General features: G+C 67.2%; 25 protein-coding genes. 16 read left to right on the top strand and 9 right to left on the bottom strand.

Features of this window, described 5'->3' with window-relative positions; translation table 11 throughout:
• The first annotated feature begins 1 nt into the window (after position 1).
• From ABL840_RS25940 to ABL840_RS25875, 14 genes are all read left to right on the top strand, one after another.
• Positions 2-1,072, top strand: a complete 1,071-nt coding sequence (locus ABL840_RS25940; protein WP_093304044.1) for an ABC transporter ATP-binding protein — start codon at positions 2-4, stop codon at positions 1,070-1,072.
• Positions 1,069-1,959, top strand: coding sequence for a carbohydrate ABC transporter permease (locus tag ABL840_RS25935; RefSeq protein WP_093203043.1), 891 nt, complete (start codon positions 1,069-1,071; stop codon positions 1,957-1,959). The genes ABL840_RS25940 and ABL840_RS25935 overlap by 4 nt, the downstream gene beginning before the upstream one ends.
• Positions 1,956-2,768 carry a carbohydrate ABC transporter permease gene (locus ABL840_RS25930; protein ID WP_093203041.1) on the top strand — a complete coding sequence of 271 codons (813 nt, stop codon included), beginning with the start codon at positions 1,956-1,958 and terminating at the stop codon, positions 2,766-2,768. The genes ABL840_RS25935 and ABL840_RS25930 overlap by 4 nt, the downstream gene beginning before the upstream one ends.
• Before the next feature lie 12 nt (positions 2,769-2,780).
• The gene (locus tag ABL840_RS25925) at positions 2,781-3,089 is read left to right on the top strand and encodes a DUF2160 domain-containing protein (RefSeq protein WP_093203039.1); all 309 of its coding nucleotides are present in this window, start codon (positions 2,781-2,783) and stop codon (positions 3,087-3,089) included.
• A 111-nt stretch (positions 3,090-3,200) separates the two neighbouring features.
• Positions 3,201-4,934 carry an ABC transporter substrate-binding protein gene (locus tag ABL840_RS25920; RefSeq protein ID WP_093203037.1) on the top strand — a complete coding sequence of 578 codons (1,734 nt, stop codon included), beginning with the start codon at positions 3,201-3,203 and terminating at the stop codon, positions 4,932-4,934.
• A 204-nt stretch (positions 4,935-5,138) separates the two neighbouring features.
• Entirely contained in the window at positions 5,139-6,128 is a 990-nt protein-coding gene (locus ABL840_RS25915) for a hypothetical protein (protein ID WP_093304046.1), read from the top strand.
• Positions 6,118-7,251 (top strand): beta-ketoacyl-ACP synthase III, encoded by a 1,134-nt coding sequence (locus ABL840_RS25910; protein WP_093304049.1) that lies wholly within the window; start codon positions 6,118-6,120, stop codon positions 7,249-7,251. The genes ABL840_RS25915 and ABL840_RS25910 overlap by 11 nt, the downstream gene beginning before the upstream one ends.
• Before the next feature lie 2 nt (positions 7,252-7,253).
• Positions 7,254-7,649 carry a hypothetical protein gene (locus ABL840_RS25905; RefSeq protein WP_093203030.1) on the top strand — a complete coding sequence of 132 codons (396 nt, stop codon included), beginning with the start codon at positions 7,254-7,256 and terminating at the stop codon, positions 7,647-7,649.
• Entirely contained in the window at positions 7,646-8,626 is a 981-nt protein-coding gene (locus ABL840_RS25900) for a BtrH N-terminal domain-containing protein (protein ID WP_093304050.1), read from the top strand. The genes ABL840_RS25905 and ABL840_RS25900 overlap by 4 nt, the downstream gene beginning before the upstream one ends.
• The gene (locus tag ABL840_RS25895; RefSeq protein ID WP_093304053.1) at positions 8,626-9,534 is read left to right on the top strand and encodes an ABC transporter ATP-binding protein; all 909 of its coding nucleotides are present in this window, start codon (positions 8,626-8,628) and stop codon (positions 9,532-9,534) included. Before ABL840_RS25900 ends, ABL840_RS25895 begins: the two co-directional genes overlap by 1 nt.
• A 10-nt stretch (positions 9,535-9,544) precedes the next feature.
• Positions 9,545-10,702, top strand: coding sequence for an ABC transporter permease (locus tag ABL840_RS25890; RefSeq protein ID WP_093304055.1), 1,158 nt, complete (start codon positions 9,545-9,547; stop codon positions 10,700-10,702).
• A complete protein-coding gene (locus ABL840_RS25885) occupies positions 10,699-10,974 on the top strand; it encodes an acyl carrier protein (protein ID WP_418116012.1) in 276 nt (91 codons plus the stop codon). The genes ABL840_RS25890 and ABL840_RS25885 overlap by 4 nt, the downstream gene beginning before the upstream one ends.
• The gene (locus tag ABL840_RS25880) at positions 10,971-12,041 is read left to right on the top strand and encodes a beta-ketoacyl synthase N-terminal-like domain-containing protein (RefSeq protein ID WP_093304058.1); all 1,071 of its coding nucleotides are present in this window, start codon (positions 10,971-10,973) and stop codon (positions 12,039-12,041) included. The genes ABL840_RS25885 and ABL840_RS25880 overlap by 4 nt, the downstream gene beginning before the upstream one ends.
• Complete coding sequence (locus ABL840_RS25875) at positions 12,038-12,526, top strand: hypothetical protein (protein WP_093304062.1); 489 nt, start codon at positions 12,038-12,040, stop codon at positions 12,524-12,526. Before ABL840_RS25880 ends, ABL840_RS25875 begins: the two co-directional genes overlap by 4 nt.
• A gap of 2 nt (positions 12,527-12,528) precedes the next feature.
• Here the strand turns inward: ABL840_RS25875 and ABL840_RS25870 are convergent, their stop codons facing one another.
• From ABL840_RS25870 to ABL840_RS25850, 5 genes are read right to left on the bottom strand one after another with little or no spacing between them, the layout of a single operon-like run.
• On the bottom strand, positions 12,529-13,149 hold the full coding sequence (locus ABL840_RS25870) for an N-methyl-D-aspartate receptor NMDAR2C subunit (RefSeq protein WP_093304063.1): 621 nt from the start codon (positions 13,147-13,149) through the stop codon (positions 12,529-12,531).
• Entirely contained in the window at positions 13,146-14,270 is a 1,125-nt protein-coding gene (mltB, locus tag ABL840_RS25865) for a lytic murein transglycosylase B (RefSeq protein ID WP_093304066.1), read from the bottom strand. Before mltB ends, ABL840_RS25870 begins: the two co-directional genes overlap by 4 nt.
• Positions 14,271-14,323: 53 nt before the next feature.
• Entirely contained in the window at positions 14,324-16,348 is a 2,025-nt protein-coding gene (locus tag ABL840_RS25860; RefSeq protein WP_093304068.1) for a transglutaminaseTgpA domain-containing protein, read from the bottom strand.
• A gap of 13 nt (positions 16,349-16,361) precedes the next feature.
• Positions 16,362-17,339: a DUF58 domain-containing protein gene (locus tag ABL840_RS25855; protein ID WP_093304071.1), complete on the bottom strand. Its 978-nt coding sequence runs from the start codon at positions 17,337-17,339 to the stop codon at positions 16,362-16,364.
• Positions 17,336-18,256 (bottom strand): AAA family ATPase, encoded by a 921-nt coding sequence (locus ABL840_RS25850; protein WP_093203005.1) that lies wholly within the window; start codon positions 18,254-18,256, stop codon positions 17,336-17,338. The genes ABL840_RS25855 and ABL840_RS25850 overlap by 4 nt, the downstream gene beginning before the upstream one ends.
• A gap of 80 nt (positions 18,257-18,336) precedes the next feature.
• On the opposite strand from ABL840_RS25850, the gene ABL840_RS25845 reads away from it, so the two are divergent.
• The gene (locus tag ABL840_RS25845; protein WP_093203002.1) at positions 18,337-19,290 is read left to right on the top strand and encodes a histone deacetylase family protein; all 954 of its coding nucleotides are present in this window, start codon (positions 18,337-18,339) and stop codon (positions 19,288-19,290) included.
• A gap of 40 nt (positions 19,291-19,330) precedes the next feature.
• Positions 19,331-20,614 carry a mechanosensitive ion channel family protein gene (locus tag ABL840_RS25840; protein WP_093304073.1) on the top strand — a complete coding sequence of 428 codons (1,284 nt, stop codon included), beginning with the start codon at positions 19,331-19,333 and terminating at the stop codon, positions 20,612-20,614.
• 276 nt (positions 20,615-20,890) lie between these two features.
• On the opposite strand, the gene ABL840_RS25835 is transcribed toward ABL840_RS25840, so the two are convergent.
• From ABL840_RS25835 to ABL840_RS25820, 4 genes are all read right to left on the bottom strand, one after another.
• Positions 20,891-21,319 carry a hypothetical protein gene (locus ABL840_RS25835; RefSeq protein ID WP_093304076.1) on the bottom strand — a complete coding sequence of 143 codons (429 nt, stop codon included), beginning with the start codon at positions 21,317-21,319 and terminating at the stop codon, positions 20,891-20,893.
• 451 nt (positions 21,320-21,770) lie between these two features.
• On the bottom strand, positions 21,771-22,301 hold the full coding sequence (locus tag ABL840_RS25830; RefSeq protein ID WP_143042955.1) for a hypothetical protein: 531 nt from the start codon (positions 22,299-22,301) through the stop codon (positions 21,771-21,773).
• A 127-nt stretch (positions 22,302-22,428) separates the two neighbouring features.
• Positions 22,429-22,887 (bottom strand): hypothetical protein, encoded by a 459-nt coding sequence (locus ABL840_RS25825; protein WP_143042956.1) that lies wholly within the window; start codon positions 22,885-22,887, stop codon positions 22,429-22,431.
• A gap of 152 nt (positions 22,888-23,039) precedes the next feature.
• Entirely contained in the window at positions 23,040-23,324 is a 285-nt protein-coding gene (locus tag ABL840_RS25820; protein WP_143042957.1) for a hypothetical protein, read from the bottom strand.
• Positions 23,325-23,365 lie beyond the last annotated feature (41 nt).

The following is a 23,365-nucleotide window of genomic DNA, read 5'->3' as shown; positions in this document are numbered from 1 at the left end:
CATGGCACGCATCGACCTCGACCTGGCCCACGCCTATCGCCCGAACCCCACGCAGGACAGCGACTACGCGCTGCTCCCGCTGAAGATGAGCTTCCGCGACGGCGGCGCATACGCCTTGCTCGGCCCCTCGGGCTGCGGCAAGACGACCATGCTGAACATCATCTCCGGCCTGCTGGTGCCTTCGCAGGGCACGGTGACCTTCGACGGCCGCGACATGACGCGCGCCACGCCTCAGGAACGCAACATCGCGCAGGTGTTCCAGTTCCCGGTGATCTACGACACCATGACCGTGGCCGAGAACCTCGCGTTCCCGCTGCGCAACCGCAAGGTGCCGGCCGATCAAATCAAGAAGCGCGTCGGCGAGATCGCCGAGATGCTCGACATGAGCGGCCAGCTCAACCAGCGCGCCGCCGGCCTCGCGGCCGACGCCAAGCAGAAGATCTCGCTCGGTCGCGGGCTGGTGCGCAGCGACGTGTCGGCGGTGCTGTTCGACGAGCCGCTCACCGTGATCGATCCGCACCTGAAGTGGCAGCTGCGCCGCAAGCTCAAGCAGATCCACCGCGAGCTGAAGCTCACGTTGATCTACGTGACGCACGACCAGGTCGAGGCGCTCACCTTCGCCGAGGAGGTGGTGGTGATGACGCGCGGCAAGGCCGTGCAGGTGGGCAGCGCCGATGCGCTCTTCGAGCGGCCGGCCCACACCTTCGTCGGGCACTTCATCGGCTCGCCGGGCATGAACTTCCTTTCGGCGCAGAGCGCGAACGGCACCATCGAAGTGGCTGGAACGCCGCTGGTGCCCACGCGCGAACTGCCGCAGGGGCCGCTGAAGATCGGCATTCGCCCCGAATACCTGCGCCTGTCGAACGCGGGCGCTGCCGGCGCCGTGCCGGCGGTGGCGAAGCAGGTGCAGGACGTGGGCACGCACGTGATGCTGACGGTGGACGCCGGCGGCAGCCTGCTGAAGGTGCGTCTGCATTCGGACGACCGCCCGCCGACGGTGGGGGACACGGTGTGGGTGCGCGTGCTCGACACGCACACCTGCTATTACAAGGATGAGGAACTGGTGGCATGAACGCAACCAACAAGCCGATCAATCAAAAGGCCTGGTGGCTGGTGCTACCGGTGCTGATCTGCGTGGCCTTCTCGGCCATCGTGCCGCTCATGACGGTGGTCAACTACTCGGTGCAGGACATCATCTCGCCCGAGCGCCGCGTGTTCGTGGGCACCGAATGGTTCGCCTCGGTGATGCGCGACGACGAGCTGCACGAGGCGCTGTGGCGCCAGCTGGGCTTCTCGCTGTCGGTGCTGCTGGTGGAGATTCCGCTGGGCATCGGCCTGGCGCTGTCGATGCCGGCCAAGGGCTGGAAGTCGTCGGCGGTGCTGGTGGTGGTGGCGCTGTCGCTGCTGATTCCATGGAACGTGGTCGGCACCATCTGGCAGATCTACGGTCGCGCCGACATCGGCCTGCTGGGCCACACCCTGCAGAGGCTGGGCATCGAATACAACTACACCGGCAGCGCCGCCGACGCATGGCTCACCGTGCTGGTGATGGACGTGTGGCACTGGACGCCGCTGGTGGCGCTGCTCTGCTACGCGGGCCTGCGCTCCATTCCCGATGCCTACTACCAGGCCGCGCGCATCGACGGCGCGAGCAAGTTCGCGGTGTTCCGCTACATCCAGCTGCCCAAGATGCGCGGCGTGCTCATGATCGCGGTGCTGCTGCGCTTCATGGACAGCTTCATGATCTACACCGAGCCCTTCGTGCTGACCGGCGGCGGGCCGGGCAACGCCACCACCTTCCTGAGCCAGTACCTCACGCAGAAGGCCGTGGGCCAGTTCGACCTGGGGCCGGCGGCGGCGTTCTCGCTGATCTACTTCCTCATCATCCTGCTGTTCTGCTTCGTGCTCTACAACTGGATGCAGCGGGTCGGCACGCAGGAAGCGGAGGTGGAGAAATGAACGAGAAGAGATTTCACAAGCGCAGCATCTTCCTGGTGCTGTACATCCTGTTCGCGCTGTTGCCCATCTACTGGATGATCAACATGAGCTTCAAGACGAACGAGGAGATCCTGTCGAGCTTCTCGTTCTTCCCGCAGCAGCTCACCTGGTCGAACTACGCGCGCATCTTCACCGACGAGTCGTGGTACTCGGGCTACATCAACAGCCTGATCTACGTGGCCATCAACACGGTGATTTCGCTCACCGTGGCGCTGCCGGCGGCCTATGCGTTCTCGCGCTATTCGTTCCTGGGCGACAAGCATGTCTTCTTCTGGCTGCTGACCAACCGCATGACGCCGCCCGCGGTGTTCCTGCTGCCGTTCTTCCAGCTCTACAGCACGGTCGGCCTGATGGACACGCACCTGGGCGTGGCGCTCGCGCACCTGCTGTTCAACGTGCCGCTGGCGGTGTGGATCCTGGAAGGCTTCATGAGCGGCATTCCGCGCGAGATCGACGAGACGGCGTACATCGACGGCTATTCGTTCCCGCGCTTCTTCCTCACGATCTTCCTGCCGCTCATCAAGGCCGGCGTGGGCGTGGCGGCGTTCTTCTGCTTCATGTTCAGCTGGGTCGAGCTGCTGCTGGCGCGCACGCTCACCAGCGTGAACGCCAAGCCCATCGTTGCGACCATGACGCGCACCGTGAGCGCGTCGGGCATGGACTGGGCGACGCTGGCAGCGGCCGGCGTGCTCACCATCGTGCCGGGCGCCATCGTGATCTGGTTCGTGCGTCACTACATCGCGAAGGGTTTCGCGATGGGGCGTGTTTGAGGAGGCACGGAAATGTTCGATTGGATGGTCTGGACCACCCCGGTGGCCGTGTTCTTCATCTGCATCGCGCTCATGCTGGTCGGCATGACGATCTGGGAGCTCAAGTCGCCCACCACGCTGCGGCGCGGCTGGCTGCCGATGGCCACCACGCGTGGCGACAGGCTCTTCATCGGGTTGCTGTCGGCGGCCTACGTGAACCTGGTCTTCGTCGGTCTGGCGGGCAAGTTCCAGGAGTGGTTCAGCCTCGAGGCCGAGCCCTCGGTCTGGATCAGCTTCGTGCTGTCGATGGCCCTGCTCGCGCTGGTGATGCGCAAGGGTTGAGCGGGCGCCGCTTCGCTTCTTTCCTTCTTCCAAAAGCGTTCCGGCTCTCCGCCTCCCCGGAGCCGTGATCGGACACAACACCGGGGAAGCAACAACCGAGGAGACAGTTCCATGAAGATGCGCTACACGGCACTGGCACTTGCAGCGGCGATGTTCGCCGCGCATGGCGCCGCAACGGCCGGCGAGGCCGAAGCCAAGAAATGGATCGACAGCGAGTTCCAGCCATCGACCTTGTCCAAGGACAAGCAGATGGAGGAAATGAAGTGGTTCATCGAGGCCGCCAAGAAACTGCAGGCCAAGGGCGTCAAGGAGGTGTCCGTCGTCTCCGAGACCCTGACCACCCACGAGTACGAATCGAAGACGCTGGCCAAGGCCTTCGAGGAAATCACCGGCATCAAGGTCAAGCATGACCTGATCCAGGAAGGCGACGTCGTCGAGAAACTGCAGACCTCGATGCAGTCGGGCAAGTCGATCTACGACGGCTGGGTGTCCGACTCCGACCTGATCGGCACGCACTACCGCTACGGCAAGATCATGTCGCTGACCGAGTACATGGGCGGCGCCGGCAAGGAGTTCACGAACCCCGGCCTCGACCTGAAGGACTTCATCGGCACCAGCTTCACCACCGCGCCCGACGGCCAGCTCTACCAGCTGCCCGACCAGCAGTTCGCCAACCTGTACTGGTTCCGCGCCGACCTGTTCGCGCGCAAGGACCTGCAGGACAAGTTCAAGGCCAAGTACGGCTACGACCTGGGCGTGCCGCTGAACTGGAGCGCGTACGAAGACATCGCCGAGTTCTTCAGCACCGACGTGAAGACCATCGACGGCAAACCGATCTACGGCCACATGGACTACGGCAAGAAGGACCCGTCGCTGGGCTGGCGCTTCACCGACGCATGGCTGTCGATGGCAGGCTCCGCCGACAAGGGCATCCCCAACGGCATGCCGATCGACGAGTGGGGCATCCGCGTGGCTGCCGACAAGTGCACGCCCACCGGCGCCTCGGTGGCTCGCGGTGGCGCGACCAACTCGCCGGCTGCCGTGTACGCGCTCACCAAGTACATCGACTGGATGAAGAAGTACGCGCCCAAGGAAGCCATGGGCATGACCTTCGGCGAAGCCGGTCCGGTGCCCGCGCAGGGCCAGATCGCCCAGCAGATCTTCTGGTACACGGCCTTCACCGCCGACATGACCAAGAAGGGCCTGCCCGTGGTGAACGAAGACGGCTCGCCCAAGTGGCGCATGGCCCCCGGCCCGAACGGCCCGTACTGGAAGCAGGGCATGCAGAACGGCTACCAGGACGTGGGCTCGTGGACCTTCTTCAAGGGCCATGACGCCAACAAGACGGCCGCAGCCTGGCTCTACGCCCAGTTCATCACCGCCAAGACCACCTCGCTGAAGAAGTCGATCACCGGCCTGACCTTCATCCGCGACAGCGACATCCGCTCGGACTACTTCACGCAGAACGCCAACAAGTACGGCGGCCTGATCGAGTTCTACCGCAGCCCGGCACGCGTGGCCTGGACCCCGACCGGCACCAACGTGCCCGACTACCCCAAGCTCGCGCAGCTGTGGTGGAAGAACGTGGCCGAGGCCGTGACGGGCGAGAAGACCCCGCAGAAGGCCATGGACAACCTGGCCGACGAGATGGACAACGTGATGGCCCGCCTGGAACGCGCCGGCATGGCCAAGTGCGCGCCCAAGCTCAACCCGAAGGGCGACCCGGCCAAGTACCTGAGCGACGACCACGCCCCGTGGAAGAAGCTGGCCAACGAGAAGCCGAAGGGCGAGACCATCGACTACAACAAGCTGCTGAGCGCCTGGAAGGAAGGCAAGGTGCGCTGAGCGCCGCCAGACCCGCAACCCAGCAACAAGAAGGGCCGTGCCGCGGGGCACGGCCCTTTTTTTGTGCTCGTTTTTCCGCATTGCCGGCCGTTTGCCGCCATTTGGCCGTTTCGAGCGTCTGATTGCCGCGACGCCATGACCATTGGCAGATGCTTTCGCTACCTGCTTCGCGTACATTCGACGGCCCCCGAAAAGCCCCAGCCAGTGAATTCCAGTCTTTCCAGCCCTTCCAACGCGTCTCCGAGCGTCAAGCGCGTCCTCGTCCTGCGCTATTCGCAGTCCGGCCAGCTCGACGAGGTCGCCGACCGGATCGTGGCGCCGCTGCGGGCCGATCCGGCAATACAGGTGCATGAGGAAGTGCTCCGCCCGCTGCAGCCGTACCCCTTTCCCTGGCCCTTCCTGACGTTCTTCGACGCGTTCCCGGAGTCGGCCCACATGAAGCCGCAGCCGCTGGCGCCGCTCTCGCTGACGGGCGATGAAGACTTCGACCTCGTCGTGCTGCCGTACCAGGTATGGTTCCTGGCGCCCTCGCAGCCGGTGGCCGCCTTCCTCAAGCATCCGGTGGCGGCGCGGCTGCTCAGGGGCAAGCCGGTGGTCACGGTCATCGCCTGCCGCAACATGTGGCTGCTGGCGCAGGAAAAGCTCAAGGGCATGCTCGACGACGTGGGTGCGCGGCTGATCGACAACGTGGTGCTGACCGACCCCGGCCCCACGCTCGCCACCTTCTTCACCACGCCGGCCTGGCTGATCTGGGGCCGCAAGCGCGGCTTCTGGGGCATGCCCGACGCCGGGCTCAGTACCGACCAGATCGCGGGTACGGCCCGTTTCGGCCGGGCCCTGCGCGATGCGCTGCACAAGGACCTGGAGCGTGGTTCGCAGCCCCTGCTGGCCGGCCTCGGGGCGGTGCAGGCCAACGCCAGGCTGCTCATCAGCGAGAAGGCCGGCACCCGCAGCTTCTACCTCTGGGGCAAGCTCATCATGGCCGCCGGCGGGCCCGGCGCGTGGCAGCGCAAGCCGCTGCTTCTTTTGTACGTGCTGTTTCTGCTGGTACTGATCATTACGGTGGTGCCCGTGAGCCTGAGCCTGCAGGCGCTTCTGCGACCTCTGTTCAGAGGGTGGCTGACTAGAATGACCGCCAAATTCGAGTGCCCGTCGGGCTCAGCCACGGACCGCACCCCTCTCTATGACGACTGATGTCTTCCTGACCCGCACCGCCGCCTTTCTGCCCTTTTCTCCGGTCAGCAATGAAGACATCGAAGACGTCCTCGGTCGCATCGGCGGCAAGGCGTCCCGCGCGCGGCGGCTGATCCTTCGCAGCAACGGCATCCAGTCGCGCCACTACGCCGTCGATCGCGCCACCGGCGAGCTGGCGATGACCAACGCCCAGCTCACGGCCAGCGCCATCCGCGCGCTGGGCGACGTGGGGCAGGTCGACTGCCTCGTCACGGGCACCTCGTTGCCCGACCAGCTCATGCCCAATCACGCGGTGATGGTGCACGGCGAGCTCGGCTGGCCGCGCCTCGAGGTGGTGGCCTGCGCGGGCATCTGCCTGGCCGGCGCCGCGGCGCTGAAGCATGCATGGCTCTCGGTGCGCGCGGGCGACGCGCGCCGCGCAGTGGCCACGGGCTCCGAATTGGCCTCGGCCGTAATGCGCGGCTCGCGCTTCGAGGCCGAGTTCGAGCACAAGCTCGAGGCGCTGGAGGCGCGGCCCGAGCTGGCCTTCGAGAAGGACTTCCTGCGCTGGATGCTCTCCGACGGCGCCGGCGCAGTGCTGCTTGAGCGCGAGCCGCGCGGGCCGCTGTCGCTGCGCATCGACTGGATCGACCTTTCCTCGGCCGCGCACGAGCTGCCGGCCTGCATGTACGCGGGCGCCGAGAAGAACGCCGAGGGCGGCCTCGACGGCTGGGCGCGCAAGTCGCCCGAGGAATGGCGCAGCGAATCGACCTTCGCCGTGAAGCAGGACGTGCGCCTGCTCAACGAGAACATCGTGCGCGCCACGCTGGCAGAGCCGCTGGCGCAGGTCATCGAGCGCAGGGGACTCAAGCCGGCGGACGTCGACTGGTTCCTGCCGCACCTGTCGTCGCAATACTTCGTGGAGCCGGTGAGCCGCAGCCTCGAGGAGCTGGGCTTCCCGATTCCGCGCGAGCGCTGGTTCAGCAACCTCGCGACCAAGGGCAACACAGGCTCGGCTTCGCCGTACATCATGCTCGACGAACTGTTCCGCTCGGGCCGCATCAAGCCCGGCCAGAAGCTGCTGATGTTCGTGCCCGAGAGCGGCCGCTTCTCCAGCGGCTTCATCTACATGGAGGCGGTGTAGCCATGGACCTCGACGCCGTGCCGCAGGAGGGCAACGCGACCCTCGACGGCCATTCGAAGCTGATGTACGCGCGCGATGCGCAGGGCCGCGTGGTCACCACCACCTCGCGCGGCTGGGAGGCGGAAGAGATCGTCACCAGCCACGCGGTCGACGTGCTGGTCGAGCAGGCCCGCGCCGCGAAGGAGCGCGTGAAGGCGGGGCTGGCCTCGCCGCTCGAATACTGGATGTACGAGCGCCGCATGGACGTGGCGCTGCTCTCGCAGACCAGCGGCTTCTGGCAATGGCGCGTGCGCCGCCACCTGCAGCCGCGCCACTTCGCTTCGCTTTCGGCGGCGCAGCTCGCACGCTACGGCGAAGCGCTGGGCCTGCCCGTTTCCACCTTGCAGGGGCTGCCGTGAACTTCCAGCATCAACAGGCGGCGCATTGCGAAAGCGGCGTCATCTCCAGCCTCATGCGCCACCATGGCGCGCCGATGAGCGAGAGCATGGCGCTCGGGCTTTCGTCCGCGCTCTCGTTCGCGTACCTGCCATTCATCAAGCTGTCGGGCCTGCCGCTCATTTCGTATCGCATGCCGCCCAAGGCCATCATCAAGGGCCTGCTGGCGCCGATGGCCGCGCGATTCCGCTTCGAGACCTTCGGCAGCGCCGAGGCCGGGCAGAAGCGGCTCGACGCCTTGCTGGCCGACGGCAAGCTGGTGGGGCTGCAGACCTCGGTGTACTGGCTGCCGTACTTTCCGCCGAACATGCGCTTCCACTTCAACGCGCACAACCTGCTGGTGTACGGCAAGGACGGGGACGACTACCTCATCAGCGACCCGGTGTTCGAGGAGCCCGTGCGCTGCCCGAGCAGCGACCTCGCGCGCGCCCGCTTCGCCAAGGGCGTGCTGGCGCCCAAGGGGCTCATGTACTACCCGCAGGCCATCGATCGCAAGGCGGTGGATGGGGCCTCGGTGGTCAAGGCCATCCGCAAGACGGTGCGCACCATGCTCGCGCCCATCCCCATCGTCGGTGTGCGCGGCATGCGCACGCTGGCCGCGCGCATGCAGAAGCTGTCGCCGGCCGATCCGCGCAGCGTCGACTTCATCGGCCACGTGGTGCGCATGCAGGAAGAAATCGGCACGGGTGGGGCGGGCTTCCGCTTCATCTACGCGGGCTTCCTGCAGGAGGCCGCACAGTTGCTCGACAAGCCGCAGCTGCAGCAGATGTCCGAGCGGCTCATCGCCATCGGCGACGGCTGGCGCGCCTTCGCGCTCAAGGCCGCGCGCATGGTGAAGGGGCGCGAGGCGGTCGACCCGGCCGCGCTGGCGGCGAAGCTGCGCGAGCAGGCGCAGCAAGAGGAAAACTTCTTTCGCGACCTGAAGGCCGCCGTCGCCTGATGCTCGAGCTGCGCCAGCTCAGCTACCGCTACCCGCATGCGGACAAGCCCGCGCTGGCCGACGTGTCGCTCGCCGTGCCCAAGGGCTGCGTGCTCGGCTTGCTGGGACCGAACGGCGCGGGCAAGACCACGCTGATCTCGCACCTTTCGGGCGCACTGGCGGTGCAGTCGGGCGAGATCCGCATCGACGGCCAGCCGCTGAAGGAAGTGCGAGCGCAGACACCCACGCGCATCGCTGTCGCGCCGCAGGAGCATGCCTTCTATCCGATGCTGACCGTGGCCGAGAACCTGGCCGTGTTCGCGGCGGCCGGCGGTCTTTCGGGCGAGCGCAGGCGGCAGCGCATCGATGCCTGCACGCAGTTCGCGCAGCTCGAGCAGTTCGCCTCCGTGCGCGCCGAGCGGCTCTCGGGCGGCCTCAAGCGCCGGCTCAACCTGGCCATCGCCTTGCTGCCCGAGCCGGAGCTGATGCTGTTCGACGAGCCCACCGTGGGCGTCGATCCGCAATCGCGCGCCTTCATCCTCGATGCCATCAAGAGCCTTGCGCAGCAGGGCGCGGCGGTGATCTACGCCTCGCACTACATGGAGGAGATAGAGGCCATTGCCGACTGCGTCGCGATCCTCGACCGCGGCCACGTGCTGCGCGAAGGGGCGCTCGACGAGCTTCTGTCGAAGAGCGCGATGCTGCTCACGCTGGCGGCCGACGGGCTCGATGCCGGCATGCTCTCGCGCTTCGGCACCGTGGAGCAGGGCGGCGTGCACTGGCGCATCCACCTCAACCCCGGCAGCGGCCCCGCGCCGGTCCTGGCCGCGCTGGAGGCCGAGGGCATCGAGGTGCGCCACGCCGAGTTCGGCCGCCATGACCTCGAGCAACTCTTCATGGCGCTCACCCATCGCTCGCTGCGCGACTGAACGGACGCCCATGCTTCTCGCGCTCATCAGGAAGGAACTGATCGCCCTCACGCGCGACATGCACGGCCTTGCCGCGCTGTTCCTGATGCCGATGGTCTTCATCGTGCTGATGTCGCTCACGCTGAAGGACATCTACCGCCCGCCGCTGGCCGAGCTGAGCTACGCCGTCGACATGCGCGACACCGCGACGCCCGCGCAGTGGCTCAAGCAGCTCTGGCAGCGCGGCCACGGCGCACCGCAGCCGCTGGGCACCGACTGGCGGGAGCGGCTGCGCAACGGCTCGCTCAAGTACGTGATCGTGATGGAGCCGGGTCTTTCGGAAGAGCTGGAGTCGGCCGCGCTGTCGACCGAGGCGCGCATCCGGCTGCTGACCGAGCCGGGCATCGACGCCAACCTGTTCAACGCGCTGCGTGCCGAACTCATCGGTGCATCGGGCGAGCTCAAGGCGCGTCTCGCGCTGGCGGTGCCCGGTACGGCGGGGCCGGCACCGGACGCATCCATCCAGGCGATGGTGCACGCCGAGCGCTTCTCCACCGCCGGACCCCGGCCGACCTCGGTGCAGCAGAACGTGCCGGCCTGGCTGGTGTTCGGCATGTTCTTCGTGGTGGCCTCGCTCTCCAGCCTGTTCGTGCAGGAGCGCAGCTCGGGTGCGCTCGGCCGGCTGCAGAGCCTGGGCGTGTCGCGCGGCATGCTGCTGGCGTCGAAGGCGCTGCCGTACCTGGGCGTGAACGCGCTGCAGGCGGTGCTGATGCTGGCGGCCGGCATCTGGTTCATGCCGCTGATCGGCGGCGACGCGCTGTCGCTCGCGGGCATCCACTGGGGCGCCTTGCTGCTGTCGCTTGCGGCGGTGAGCCTGGCGGCCGTGAGCCTGTCGCTCGCGCTGGCCTGCGTGGTGCGCAGCCATGCGCAGGCCTCGACCATCGGGCCGATGGTCAACGTGCTGATGGCGGCAGCGGGCGGCATCATGGTGCCCAAGTTCGTCATGCCGGGCTTCATGCAGCGGCTGGTCGAGATCTCTCCGATGAACTGGGGGCTGGAGGCGCTGCTGACCGTGCTGTTGCGCGGCGGTGGCGTGGCCGACACCCTGCCGCAGGTCGGCCGGCTGGTCGCGTTCGCGGCGCTGATGTTCGTCCTGGCCGTTTTTCTGTTTCGCAGGCGCGCATCGTGAGCATCACCGTCACCCCTGAATTCATCGCCAGCCTCAAGGCCATGGTGCTCGAAGCCGTCGAGAAGGGCGAGCCGCCCGGAGGCCTGGGCGACGACGAGCCGCTGTTCGGCCCCGAGGCCAGGCTCGACCTCGACTCGCTCGACGCCCTGCAGGTGTCGATGACCATCCAGCAGCGCTTCGGCGTGCGCATGCCCGACAGCAAGGAAACGCGCCGGGCGCTGACTTCCATCGTTCACCTCGCGGAGCACCTCGCGCAAGCGGGCAAGGCATGAGCCCGGTCCACCTCGCCGGCACCGGCCTGGCCTGCGTGCTGGGCGAGGACATGCCATCCGCGCTCGCATCGCTGCGCCGCGGCGGCGTGCCGCCCGTGATGGTGGACGTGGCCGAGGGCTTCCGCTGGCCGGTTTACGCGTTGGCGCCGAAGGACGGCGACTGGACGCAGCGCCTGCGCGACACCGTGCGCGGCGTGGTCGCGCAGACGGGCGACTGGGGCCCGTGCACCGCGCCGCTCTTCGTCGCCTCGTCCTCGCTCGACATCGGCTTCATGGAGCACGAGAAGCAGGACCTGCGGCTGGGCGGCGACCTGCAGGATTTCGCCAGCGTCGTGGCCGGCGCGCTCGACTGGCGGGGGCCGGTGTTCACCGTGTCCACCGCCTGCACCTCGTCGCTGAACGCCGTGCTGGCGGCCGTCGACCTGATCCGCGCCGGCGAAGCAGACGAAGCCCTGGTGATCGGCGCCGAGATGTGCAACCGCTTCACGGCGGCCGGCTTCGGCGCGATGCAGCTGCTGGCCCCCGACAGCGGCCAGCCTTTCGGCGAAGCGCGCCGGGGGCTGGTGCTGGGCGAGGCGGTGGCCGCGCTGCGGCTGTCGTCGCGGCCTTCGCGCTGGCAGGTCGCCGGCGGAGCCAACGTGGTCGATGGCCGCAATCCCTCGGGCACCGAGGCCACGGCCGTGCACGCGATGTGCCGCGGCGCGCTGGCGCAGGGAGGCCTGCAGCCGGGCGACATCGACCTCGTCAAGGTGCAGGCCGCCGGCAGCCCGGTGAACGACGCCATCGAGGCTGAGGCGCTGAAGCAGGTGTTCGATCCGATGCCGCCGCTGGTGTCGCTCAAGTCGGTGCTGGGCCATACGCTCGGCGCATCGGGGGCGGCGGAGCTGGCCTTGCTGCTCGGCTGCATCGAAGGCGGCGCGTGGCCGTCGGTCGACTACCCGCTCGACGCATCGCTGGGCATCGCGCTGAGCGAGGAGGCGCCGCGAAGGCTGCGCAACATCCTGCTGAACTTCTCGGGCTTCGGCGGCGGGCACGCCTCGCTGGTGTTGAAGGACACGGGCGCATGACCACCTGGCGCACCGCTGCCCACTTCGTCGCGCATCCGCCGCCCGAGGGATGGCGCGACGACCTGGCGGAGCGCATAGGCCGAAGGCCGCGCCGCGTGGGCCTGTGGACCGAGCTGGCGATGTACGGCGCGCGCTGCTGCCTCGATGTCGCCGGCGAAGCCGCGCTGCCGCCGGGCGCGCGCATCCGCGTTTCGAGCCAGCGCGGCGCCTGGGGCGCCACGCACACCGGGCTGGCCCAGCTCGACGCCGGGCTGCCGATGCCCTTCACCTTCATGCAGAGCCAGCCCGCGCTGATGCTGGCCGAGGTCGGCCGGTGTCTCGAGTGGCAGGGCGACGCCAGCTTCGCGCTGTGCCGCGATGCGGCTCAGGTGCTGCGGCTGGCGAAGCTGGGTGCCTCGCCGGACGGGCTGCTGTTCGGCGTAGTGGAAGAGGAGCGAAACGGCGAACCCGCGCGCTCCGAATGGTGGCGGCTGGTGCCGGCCTGAAATCAGCCTGAGATCGAGCGCTGCAGGTTCGCGCGCGCCCGCGCCTCCAGCTGCGCATGAATGCGCGGCGTGGCGTAGATGGCCTTGCGGTCGAGAAAGCGCTGCAGGATCGCGCGGCGGCGAGGCAGCCGCACTTCGTCGGGAACGAAGGCGTATTCGGCCTGCACCTGCCGCTCGTATTCGTCGAAGCGCGCGCGTTCGGCGCCGAGGATCGACAGGTCGATGTCGATCAGCAGTTCGGCGTCGCGGCCCTGGGGCACGGCGTCATGACGCGTGGCCATGACGAGTGCGTGGACCCGATCCGCCGCCGCAGTGTCGACATCCGCATCGAGCAGCGCCCGGCGTGCCCAGTCCGCGCTGCGCGCCTCGTTGTCGTGCGCGTGCACGTCGTAGATCGCGTCATGGAACCACAGCGCGAGCGCGACTTCGCCGGGGCGCTCGGCCAGGGCCTTCTCGCGCTCGAACCACGCGAGGCATTCGCCCAGGTGCTGCATCGTGTGGTAGTGGCGCTGCGGCTCGGTGTAGCGGCGCTGAAGCTCGTCGCAAAGCGCGTCGCCGGGCGATGCGACGCCCAGCGCATGCCATGCTGCGGCCCAGTTCGCGTGCAGCGCCTCGGGTGTCACCTTGCCGCCTGTTGCTGCTGCTCCATCGCCGCCTTGACCTCCTGTCCCAGGTCGAGCACGGACATGGCGTAGTAGCTGCTCCAGTTGTAGCGCGTGATCACGTAGAAGTTGCGCGTGCCGGCCACGTAGGTCGGCGGCATGTCGAGGCCGTTCTGCAGCTCGATCAGCGCGAACAGGCCCTTGTGGTTGATGCCGTCGCCCTCGGGCACCGCGCCGGCCGCCACGAAGCTGTCGGCGCTGAAGCTCGGCAGGATGTCGGGCGCCAGCAGCAGTGCCTTCTGCAGCCGGGCTTCCTCGAAATGCACCGGGTAGATGGCCGGCATGCCGGGCGTCCAGCCGAAGGACTTGAAGTAGTTGGCCACCGAGCCGATCACGTCGGCCGGGTTGTTGACGAGGTCGATGCGGCTGTCGCCGTCGAAGTCGACCGCGTACTTGGCGATGCTGCTGGGCATGAACTGCGGCATGCCCATGGCGCCGGCGTAGCTGCCCACGGGCACGAGCGGGTCTTCGGCGGTGCGGCTCTCGGTGCTCAGGAAGCTTTCGAGCTCGCCGCGGAAGAAGACCCGGCGATCGGCCGCGCGCGGATGGGCATCGGGAAAGTCGAAGGAGAGCGTGGCCAGCGCGTCGATCACGCGGAAGTTGCCCATGTTGCGGCCGTAGATGGTCTCCACGCCGATGATGCCGACGATGATTTCCGGCGGCACGCCGTACACCTGCTCGGCGCGCGCCAGCGTGTCGGCATTGGCGCGCCAGAAGCGCACGCCGGCCGCGATGCGCACCGGGTCGATGAAGCGGCCGCGGTAGGTCTGCCAGTTCTTCACCGTGCCCACGGGGCCGGGCAGCATCAGCCGCGGCACGTTGGGCAGGAAGCGCGCACTGCCGATGGTGGCGCGCACCCATTCGCGGTCGAGGCCGCGGCGCTCGGCCACATCGTCGGCGAACTGCATCGCGTCGTCGCGCGTGGCGTAGGGCGTGCTGCCGCGAACCGCGTTGGCCGCGGCGCTGCGGCCGTTGGGAGACTTCTGGGCCTGGGCCCCCGTGGACCAAGCGAGGCAGCAGGCGGCAAGGAGGGCTGCAGCCGCGGTGGCGGTGCGCGAAGGCTTGGGAAGAAGGAATCGCATGGGCCCATTGTGCCGTCCGCCCGCGCGGCCCCTCTTCAGGGACACATGTGGTTTCAGCCCCTTGCGGGATCGGCGCTGGGCCACGCGAGGCGCCGGAACTCCGCGCGCAGGGTGGAAAGCGAGTCGGGCGTGGCCGGCGCGTAACGTTGCGCCTCGAGCTTGAGCAGCCAGTCGCGCACCGACTGCGCGGCCGGGCCGAAGCGCGCATCGGCGGCCTGCGCCATCTGGCGGGGTGGGGCGGTGTCGGGCAGCTTCAGCCCGGCCTTGGCCAGACGCGTGCGCGCCTGGCCCAGCAGGCGCAGCCACGGGTCGTGCCTGCTGCGCTCCCACAGCGTCCAGCCGGCGCCGGCCAGGCTGGCGGCCACCAGCAGGTACAGCAGCACGTAGCCCAGGTCTTCCAGGCTGGGAGCCTCGAAGCCGATGTTCTTCAGCAGGTTGAGTTGCCGGCTCTGCGTGTAGTTGAGCACCCACTGGTTCCAGCCGTTGTTCACGGCCTCCCAGACGGCGCGTAGGTTCTGCGCGAGCGTGGGGCTCATCGAGCCGATGGCGCCCGCGAGCAGGCCGGGCTGCGGGGTCAGGCGCTGGAACTGGCCGATGCGCCCCGGCGCCACGGAGCCGGTGGGGTCCACGCGCATCCAGCCGGTGCCTTCCTGCCAGACTTCGGCCCAGGCGTGGGCGTCGCTCTGGCGCACGACCCAGTAGTTGTCGACGTTGTTGAGCTCGCCGCCCTGGTAGCCGGTGACGATGCGCGACGGAATGCCCAGGTTGCGCATCAGCACCACGAAGGCAGAGGCGATGTGCTCGCAGAAGCCCTCCTTGCGGTCGAACCAGAACTCGTCGGCCGTGTCGTTGCCGTAGACGCCAGGCTCCAGCGTGTAGGTGTAGCCGCCGGTGCGCAGGCGGCGCAGGGCAGCCTGCACGAAGGCCTGCGTGTCGGCCTGGGCCAGCGCGGGGGCGGCGCGCATCTCTGCGGCGAGCGCCGCGGTGCGCGGGTTGGTGCCCGGCGGCAGCGTGAGATAGGCCTGCAGCTGGCCGCCGGTGCGCCTGAGCGGGCCGCTCCGGAACTGCGTGTAGCTCTCGGCGCTGTAGCGCACGAGGTCGTTGATCGGGCGGCTGGCGAACCACTGCAGGTCGGGCGTGCCGCTGACCTCGAAGCCCGGCACCTCGGGCGGGCGCTGCGCGACGTCGAGGGTCAGCAGCCAGGGGCGGTTGCTGGCTTCGAGCGTGACTTCGTAGCGCACGGGCGAGCCGCTCACGCGCAGGTTGGAAGCCCACTGCGAGCCGCGCGCCCATGAGGGCAGGGTGGTCCACTCGCGGCCGTCGAACTGCGCCAGCACCGGGCCGCGGAAGTACATCTGACTCTGCGGCGGCGCCTGGCCGTCCTCGAACTTGATGCGCGCGGCGATGCGGTCGTCGAGCGCCAGCTCGGCAATCGTGCCCACGCGCATGCTGTTCGACAGGCCGCTGCGGCCCATCATGGCGTCGCTGGGCGTGCCCCACAGCGGCGCGAAGCGCGGGAACAGCAGGAACAGCGCGAGCATGATCGGCGCGCCCGCCAGCGCCATCCACCCCGCCGTGCGCGCGGCCTGCATCAGCGGCGGCCGGCCCACCGGCATGTGGGCGTTGACCAGCGCCGTCAGCAGGCCCAGCAGCGCCAGCAGCATGGTGAACGCCGTCAGCAGCGACTGCGAGTAGAAGAAGTTCGTGAGCATCGCGAAGAAGCCCAGGAAAAAGATGACGAAGGCGTCGCGCCGCGCGCGCAGCTCCAGCGTCTTGAGCGCGAGCAGGCTCACGATCAGCGTGACGCCCGCGTCGCGGCCCAGCAGCGTGCGGTGGGTGGCGTAGGTGGCGCCCAATATCAGAGCCAGCAGCGCAAGGCGCCACCACCGGCTGGGAAGCGGCCGCGCCTGCACGGCCAGCGAGGCGCGCCACAGCAGCACCATCGCGGTGAGGGCCGAGCACCACCACGGCAGGTTTTCGATCTGCGGCAGCAGGATCAGGCCGATCACGCAGAGAAGGAAAAGCGTGTCCCGCGCGTCGCGGGGCAGGGCGGCGAGTTCGCGCATCACTCGGTTCATGCGGCGCTCCCGTTCAGCACAGGGCCAGGGCCTCGAGGCAGGCCCGGCGGTGGGCCTCGCCCTGCGAGGGTTTCACGACCCGGCCGGCCACCCGCAGGCCGTAGTCCACGCCCAGCCGGTCGGCCATCAGCACCCAGGCGCACAGGCGCGAGAGGCGGCCTTCGGTGTCCGCTAGGCCGGTGGCCTGCGCGTCGAGCCAGAGCTCTTCGCGCTGGGCCTGCTGGGTGTCGCGGCTGACCAGGTCTTCGGAGCCGGTCGCTTGTGCGCGCGCAGCCTTCTTCCAGACCACCAGCTTGAGCGGATCGCCGCGGCGATAGGCGCGCACGCCGTCGTACTCGCCGGCGCTGTGGGCGCGCATCGAGGCGGTCAGTGCGGCGGGGCCGGAGAGGGGCTCGCCCGGCGGCAGCGGAGGCGGATGGGCCTCGGGCGTCGGGTAGACCAGCATCTGCGCGGCCGGCCGCCAGACCGTCCACACGCGGAAGGTGCCCAGCGGAAAGCGCGTCTCGGCCGTGAGCGGCGGCACCGGGTGCAGTCCGCGCCGCTCGGGCTGGAAGGCGATCTCGACGGTGGAGGTGCCTTCGGCCGGCACGTCGGTCCAGGCCCATTGCCCGCTGCCGCGCACCGCCATGCCGATGCCGTAGCGCGCCCGGCGCCTGGTGTTGTGCAGCACCACCCGGAAGACGGCGGCGGCGCCCGCGTAGTGCGCCTCGGGCTGGACCATGTGCATCGCCAGCCCGCGCAGGGTGCCGTGGCACACATGCATGCCCACGGCCACGCTGCCGGCGAGCAGGAAGGTCAGCAGGTAGCCCAGGTTGAGCTGGTAGTTGATCGAGGCGATCAGCAGCACCAGCAGCGTCGCGCCCAGTGTCCAGCCGGCACGCGTGGGCAGGATGTAGACATTGCGCTGGGTGAGTTCCAGCGTGTCGGACGGCGGCCGGCGTGACAGGAACCAGCCGTCGATGCGCGAGCGGATGACGCCGACAGGGCTCACGGCAATGGCACGGCGGCGATCATGGCGCGCACCTGCTCGACGGCGCCACGGCCTGCGTCGCCCACGGGCGTGAGGCGGTGCGCGATGGTCTGCGGCAGCACGGCCTGCACGTCGTCGGGCGCGACGTAGTTGCGGTTGGCCAGGAGCGCCTGCGCCTTGGCGGCGCGCAGCACCGCGATGCCGGCGCGCGGCGACAGGCCCTGCAGGAACCAGCGGCCCGAGCGGGTGGCGGCGATCAGGTCCTGCACGTAGTTGAGCAGCGGATCGGCCGCGTGCACCTGCTGCACGCGCTGCTGCAGCGCTGTCAGCTCGCCGGCGGTCAGCATGGCGGGCAGGGTGGCCAGCATTTCGCGGCGGTCGACGCCCGCGAGCAGCTGGCGCTCGGCGGCGCGGTCGGGGTAGCCGAGCGAGATGCGCATCAGGAAGCGGTCGAGCTGCGACTCGGGCAGGGCGAAGGTGCCGAGCTGGTCCTGCGGGTTCTGGGTGGCGATCACGAAGAAGGGCGTGGGCAGCGGGCGGGTCTCGCCCTCGACCGTGACCTGCTTCTCCTCCATGGCCTCGAGCAGTGCGCTCTGGGTCTTGGGGCTGGCGCGGTTGATCTCGTCGGCCAGCAGCACCTGCGCGAAGATCGGCCCGGGGTGGAAGGTGAAGGCCTGCTGGCCCCGGTCGTAGATCGCCACCCCCGAAAGATCGCCCGGCATCAGGTCGGCGGTGAACTGCACGCGGGAGAACTGCAGCCCGAAGGTGTGCGAGAGCGCGTGGGCGAGGGTGGTCTTGCCCACGCCCGGCACGTCCTCGATCAGCAGGTGGCCGCCGGCCAGCAGGCAGGCCACGCAGTCGCGAACCTGGGCCTCCTTGCCCACGATCACCGTGTTAAGCTGAGTTAACAAAGTGGCTAGCTTTGCGGCAACGTCCATATTTGTATCCATATGCAAACGATACCGTAAGACCCGCCGGCCCCATGCTGCGTGAGGTCTAGACGTGGCGATAGAGACACATGGGCAAGACAGGCTACTTCACACACCGGGACTTCTGGAAGCACGACATGGGCGGAGGGCATCCCGAGTGCCCCGGCCGGCTGGATGCCATCGAGGACCGCCTGCTGCTCACCGGCGTGGGCGACGCGCTGGAGCACCGCGAGGTGCCGCTGGCCACGCTGGAGCAGCTCACCCGGGCGCACAGCACGGAGCACGTCGAGCACCTGGAGGCGTTGCACCAGCGCCTGGTGGCCGACGAGCCCGCCGGCGGCCCCGACCACGCGCAGCTCGACCCCGACACCACGCTCACCCGCTACACCCTGCTGGCCGCGCGCCGCGCCGCCGGCGCTGCGATCGCCGCCACCGATGCGGTGATCGCCGGCGACCTGGAAAACGCCTTCTGTTCGGTGCGTCCGCCCGGCCACCATGCCTGCCGGGAGCAGGCGATGGGCTTCTGCTTCTTCAACAACGTGGCCATCGCCGCGCGGCACGCCATCGAGGCGCACGGCATCGAGCGCGTGGCCGTCGTCGATTTCGACGTGCACCACGGCAACGGCACCGAGGACATTCTTTCCAACGACCCGCGCGTGCTGATGGTGGGCTTCTTCCAACACCCGTTCTACCCGTACAGCGGCACGAATCACCCAGCGCCGAACATGCTCAACCTGCCGATCCCGGCCTACACCCGGGGCATGGACGTGCGCGAGATGATCGAGGCGACCTGGATGCCGCGGCTGGAGGAGTTCAAGCCGCAGATGATCTTCGTCAGCGCCGGCTTCGACGCGCACCGCGAGGACGACCTGGGCCAGCTGGGCCTCAACGAGAACGACTTTGCCTGGATCACGAGCCGCATACACGATGTCGCGAAGCGGCATTCGAAAGGGCGCATCGTCTCGATGCTCGAAGGCGGCTACAACCTCGACGCACTGGCGCGCAGCGTGGAAGCCCACATCCGTGTGCTGGCTTCCCTGTGATGCAGCGGGCACGGCCGACGCCGGTGTCCTGTCCCGATAGATGAATTTCAACGATTTCCTCCAACGACTGAGCCAGGTCGACGCGCGCGGCCTGGGCATCGAACTGATCGCGCTGGTGGCCTGCGTCGCGCTGGCCTGGGCCATCTGCAAGTGGTTCGGCCGCGACCAGCCCAAGGATTCCATCTGGTTCGGCGAGAGCACCTTCGACGGGCTGCTGTTCCCGCTGCTGGCGCTGGTGTTCACCGATCTCGCCCGGCGCGTGGTGATCGACTTCCAGACCGTGCTGGTGCTGCGCATCGCGGTGCCGGTGTTCCTGTCGCTGGCGGTCATCAGGCTGTTCGCGCGGGTGCTGCGGGCGGTGTTCCCGGCATCCAATCTCGTCAGGCTGATAGAGCGCACGATCTCCTGGCTGGCCTGGATCGCGGCGGTGCTCTGGATCGTCGGGTTGCTGCCGCCGGTGCTGGCCGAGCTCGACGACATCACGCTGGCCTTCGGCAAGACGCGCGTGAGCCTGCAGACCATCTTCCAGGGCGTGCTGTCGGCGGGCGTGGTGCTGATGATCTCGCTGTGGATCTCCAGCACCATCGAGAAACGCATCCTGCGCGAGGCCGTCACCGACCTGTCGATGCGCAAGGTGGCGTCGAACGCGGTGCGCGCCTTCCTGCTGCTGGTGGGCCTGCTGTTCGCGCTCTCGGCGGTGGGGGTCGACCTGACGGCGCTCTCCGTGCTGGGCGGCGCGCTCGGCGTTGGCCTGGGCTTTGGCCTGCAGAAGCTCGCGGCCAACTACGTCAGCGGCTTCGTGATCCTGCTCGAGCGCTCCATCCGCATCGGCGACAACGTCAAGGTCGACACCTTCGAGGGCCGCATCACCGACATCAAGACTCGCTACACGCTCATCCGCGCGGGCAACGGGCGCGAAGCCATCGTGCCGAACGAGTCGCTGATCACCAGCCGCGTGGAGAACCTCTCGCTGGCCGACCGCAAGTTCAACATCACGACCACCATCGTGGTCGGCTACGAGAGCGACGTGGCGCAGGTGCAGTCCATCCTGTGCGAGGCGGCCAAGGCCCAGCCGCGCGTGATGACCGACCCGGCTCCGGTGGCCTTCCTCATGAACTTCGCGCCCGACGGGCTGGAGTTCACGCTCAACTTCTGGGTGGCCGATCCGGACAAGGGCAAGGACAACCTGCGCTCGGCGATCAACATCGCGATCCTCGATGGGTTGCGGGGGGCGGGGATCGACATTCCTTATCCGCAGCGGGTGGTGCGGGTGGAGTCTCTTCCGGCCGGTGCGGCCCCTGCTGGCGAGGCCGCGGAAAAATAGGCGATCGAGGTTTCCCGTGTTCGCGCGCATTGGCCATTGCGCGTTGGAGGCAAGGATGTTCGTGGGTTGCGAATCGCTGCGTCACAGGGGGCTCTTCAGAGCGCCAAGAAGCTCATACGGGTTTCGGATGGCGTGCCTTCCAACCTGAGCGGATTGGCCATCCGACCGGGACCGGGAGTCAGCGACCGACGGCTATGGGCCCAACGCGGAAGTTGGGTTTGCTCCAGAGCAGCCATTCGTCCCGGTCGTTTGAGTGGCCGAGCCTTCTGAAGTGAGTTAGCTCTCGACCTGCCGAACCGGGATTCCTTGTCTCAAAGCTTCGGCTGCCACTGCTCTACCTTCAACCTCATCTTCAATGAGCAGTGCCATTTTCGAAACTTCGTTGAACGGCAGGTAACCACTGCAGTCCAGCGCCTGCTCTTCCACACGTAGGCCGCAGTCCCGAAGCCTCTCAATCAGCCTTCGGGCTTCCCGGGACTCCATTTCCCCGAGGTCGATGCGCCGACGTCCGCGAAGCTGCAGGACAGCTTGCTGGGCAGGCAGTGCAGTGAATTCGGGCACCACGCGGCGTAGTGCCTGGATTTCTAGAGGAGCCGCTCCGGGCTCATCAAACAGCACCGCGATGGTCGATCTCTGGCGATGGACCTGCAAAAGTACCCAGCCTGGCTCGGTACCGTCCCATAAGTGGCTGTAGTTCGACATCATGCAGGGCGCGAAGGACTGGTTCTGGTCGAAGTTTGCCTGTCATAGCGCCCTATCTGCCCACGGCTCTGCAATCAGTTCCAAGTCGGAGCAGTAGGGTCGAAGCGCGGCGACTAACTCGTTCGCGAGAGCCTTTTGAACTTCGAGATCAGATTCGTGCTGCGGAAAGACGGATAGGCTGTACTTGAAGTACGGCCACGAACTCTCGCCGTTCCCAAGCTTGCTGCTGTCACGGAGCGGGTTTTCGGAAAACTTTAGGACGTTGCCTTGTGCAAGCAAGTAACCTCCTTGCCGAGTCCCGCGCAGTGGGCGCTGCAAGGCTTCCAGTAACTCTGCTTCAGTGCGCTCGGACTCGACAAGGACTTCGAAAGTAGGGTCCATCGGGCAGCTTTCGTGGAACGACGGTTCGCAGATTCTGCCTCAGCCCCGAATGTCTGGTTGTGGTCAACAGCCGCTATGCCTTGCGGAACAGCAACGTGTCAGGGGCGTCTGGTTGCGTCAGTCGGTTCAGGATAAGCCCGCCACCTTTTGGCATCGACAAACGCCACCAGGCGCCGCTCGGTTCCGCATAGAACGTTACGTCGCTCTCATCCAGTGCTTGTCCAAGATTCGGCGATGGAAATCTCGCCGGTACTTCGTAGACGCCCAACTTGCTCATGTGGCACCTGATCAACCATACAACCCGGTAGTGCTCACAGATGTTGAACTCTTCGGCACTCGGCAGGGGATAAGGACCAGCCAGTTTTCTCCTGTGTTCGATTGCCCAGGGTGGGGGTTCACCCGACTCAACAAATGCATACAGCCCCCGCCATGACTCAGGTTCCGGCCAGGTCTCTCGGTAGCGCTGGCGCTCTTCTTCCTTCAAGGCCAGGAAGAAAATTTTCCATTGACCCCAGTACGCCTCACCCCAACCCATGCGCCACCCGACGCTACCCCACGGGATGTCAGGATGCTTGACCCACAGTGGTGACATTGCGGCTGTCATGTTCCTGTGATTGGTGAGTTGGGTTGGAAGGTAGACCGAGGCGGTGAAGGTCGGCTATTGGCCGACTCTAGCCGGTCACGGCATCGTCGTGAACGAGCTCAAACTGGAAACTCCCTCCAAGCAGTCGTTAGTTCAAAGGAAGAGTTGCAAGCATCAACTGGTCGCATTTTTCGATTTTCAAATAACCGGCGAACGCTCCCAAATGCCCGGTGAACTTGGCATCGAAGACACCTCGTACTTGCACATAGGTGCCGGCAGGGCAGACGACCGAAGACGGCGAGCCCACGAAAACCGCATTCTTGCTGATGCCCACGTTGGCGTCCTCTTTGTTCAGCCACAACGCAGTGTTTTCGAATTGCATTGTGAGAAATCCGGCGACGAGCACCCGTTTGCCGTTGAACTGACGCGGGTTGGCAATCAGTTGAACCATCGATACGTGATCAAAACGATCTGCCCTCGCAATCGGCTGATGGGCGAGCGGTGCACCGGAACTGGCTGCGCTCGGGCCACCTACCGGCGAGTCCACCGAAGGGTTGGTGCTGCACGCGCTTGTGAGTGCCGCAATCGTGAAAAGCAAAGAGCGCATGTGGGGCTCAAGTGAATGCAAAGGCAGAGAGAAAGAGTTGGCGCGAACGTCCGGCATTGGCCGGCTGTAGACCAACAGCGTCAGTCAAATGAGGACCATGCTGTGATCGAGAGGTTCGGGGACCGTGCTGTAAGGGAGGTGCGCCAGGGCGGTCAGACCCGTTGGCCACCGGTATAGCGCTTCCAGTTCAATGCTCCGGTGAACCATGCCTCCGCATGAGAGCGGCTTGACTTGAAGACAAATACGTCATCAGCCGTTGCATTCGCCGGAAGTGCAAGAACTGACTCAACAACGCCATCTAGGAATTGCGTCGGCAGTTCCTGAGCTAGCACACTTGGATCCCTGGACGCGCCTTCGACCACGATTGCTGTTATTACCTCGGGGAAGGTGTAGATGCCTTGCTTGTAGCACTCAATGAGCTCAGAAATGTTTCGCATAGGCGATGGTGTTCTCTAGAAAAGTCGAAGAAATTTTGCAG

Source organism: Variovorax sp. NFACC27, assembly GCF_048301545.1.
GTDB lineage: Bacteria > Pseudomonadota > Gammaproteobacteria > Burkholderiales > Burkholderiaceae_C > Variovorax > Variovorax gossypii.
The sequence above is the reverse complement of the archived record's forward strand: the minus strand, read 5'-3'. Positions and strand labels throughout refer to the sequence as shown.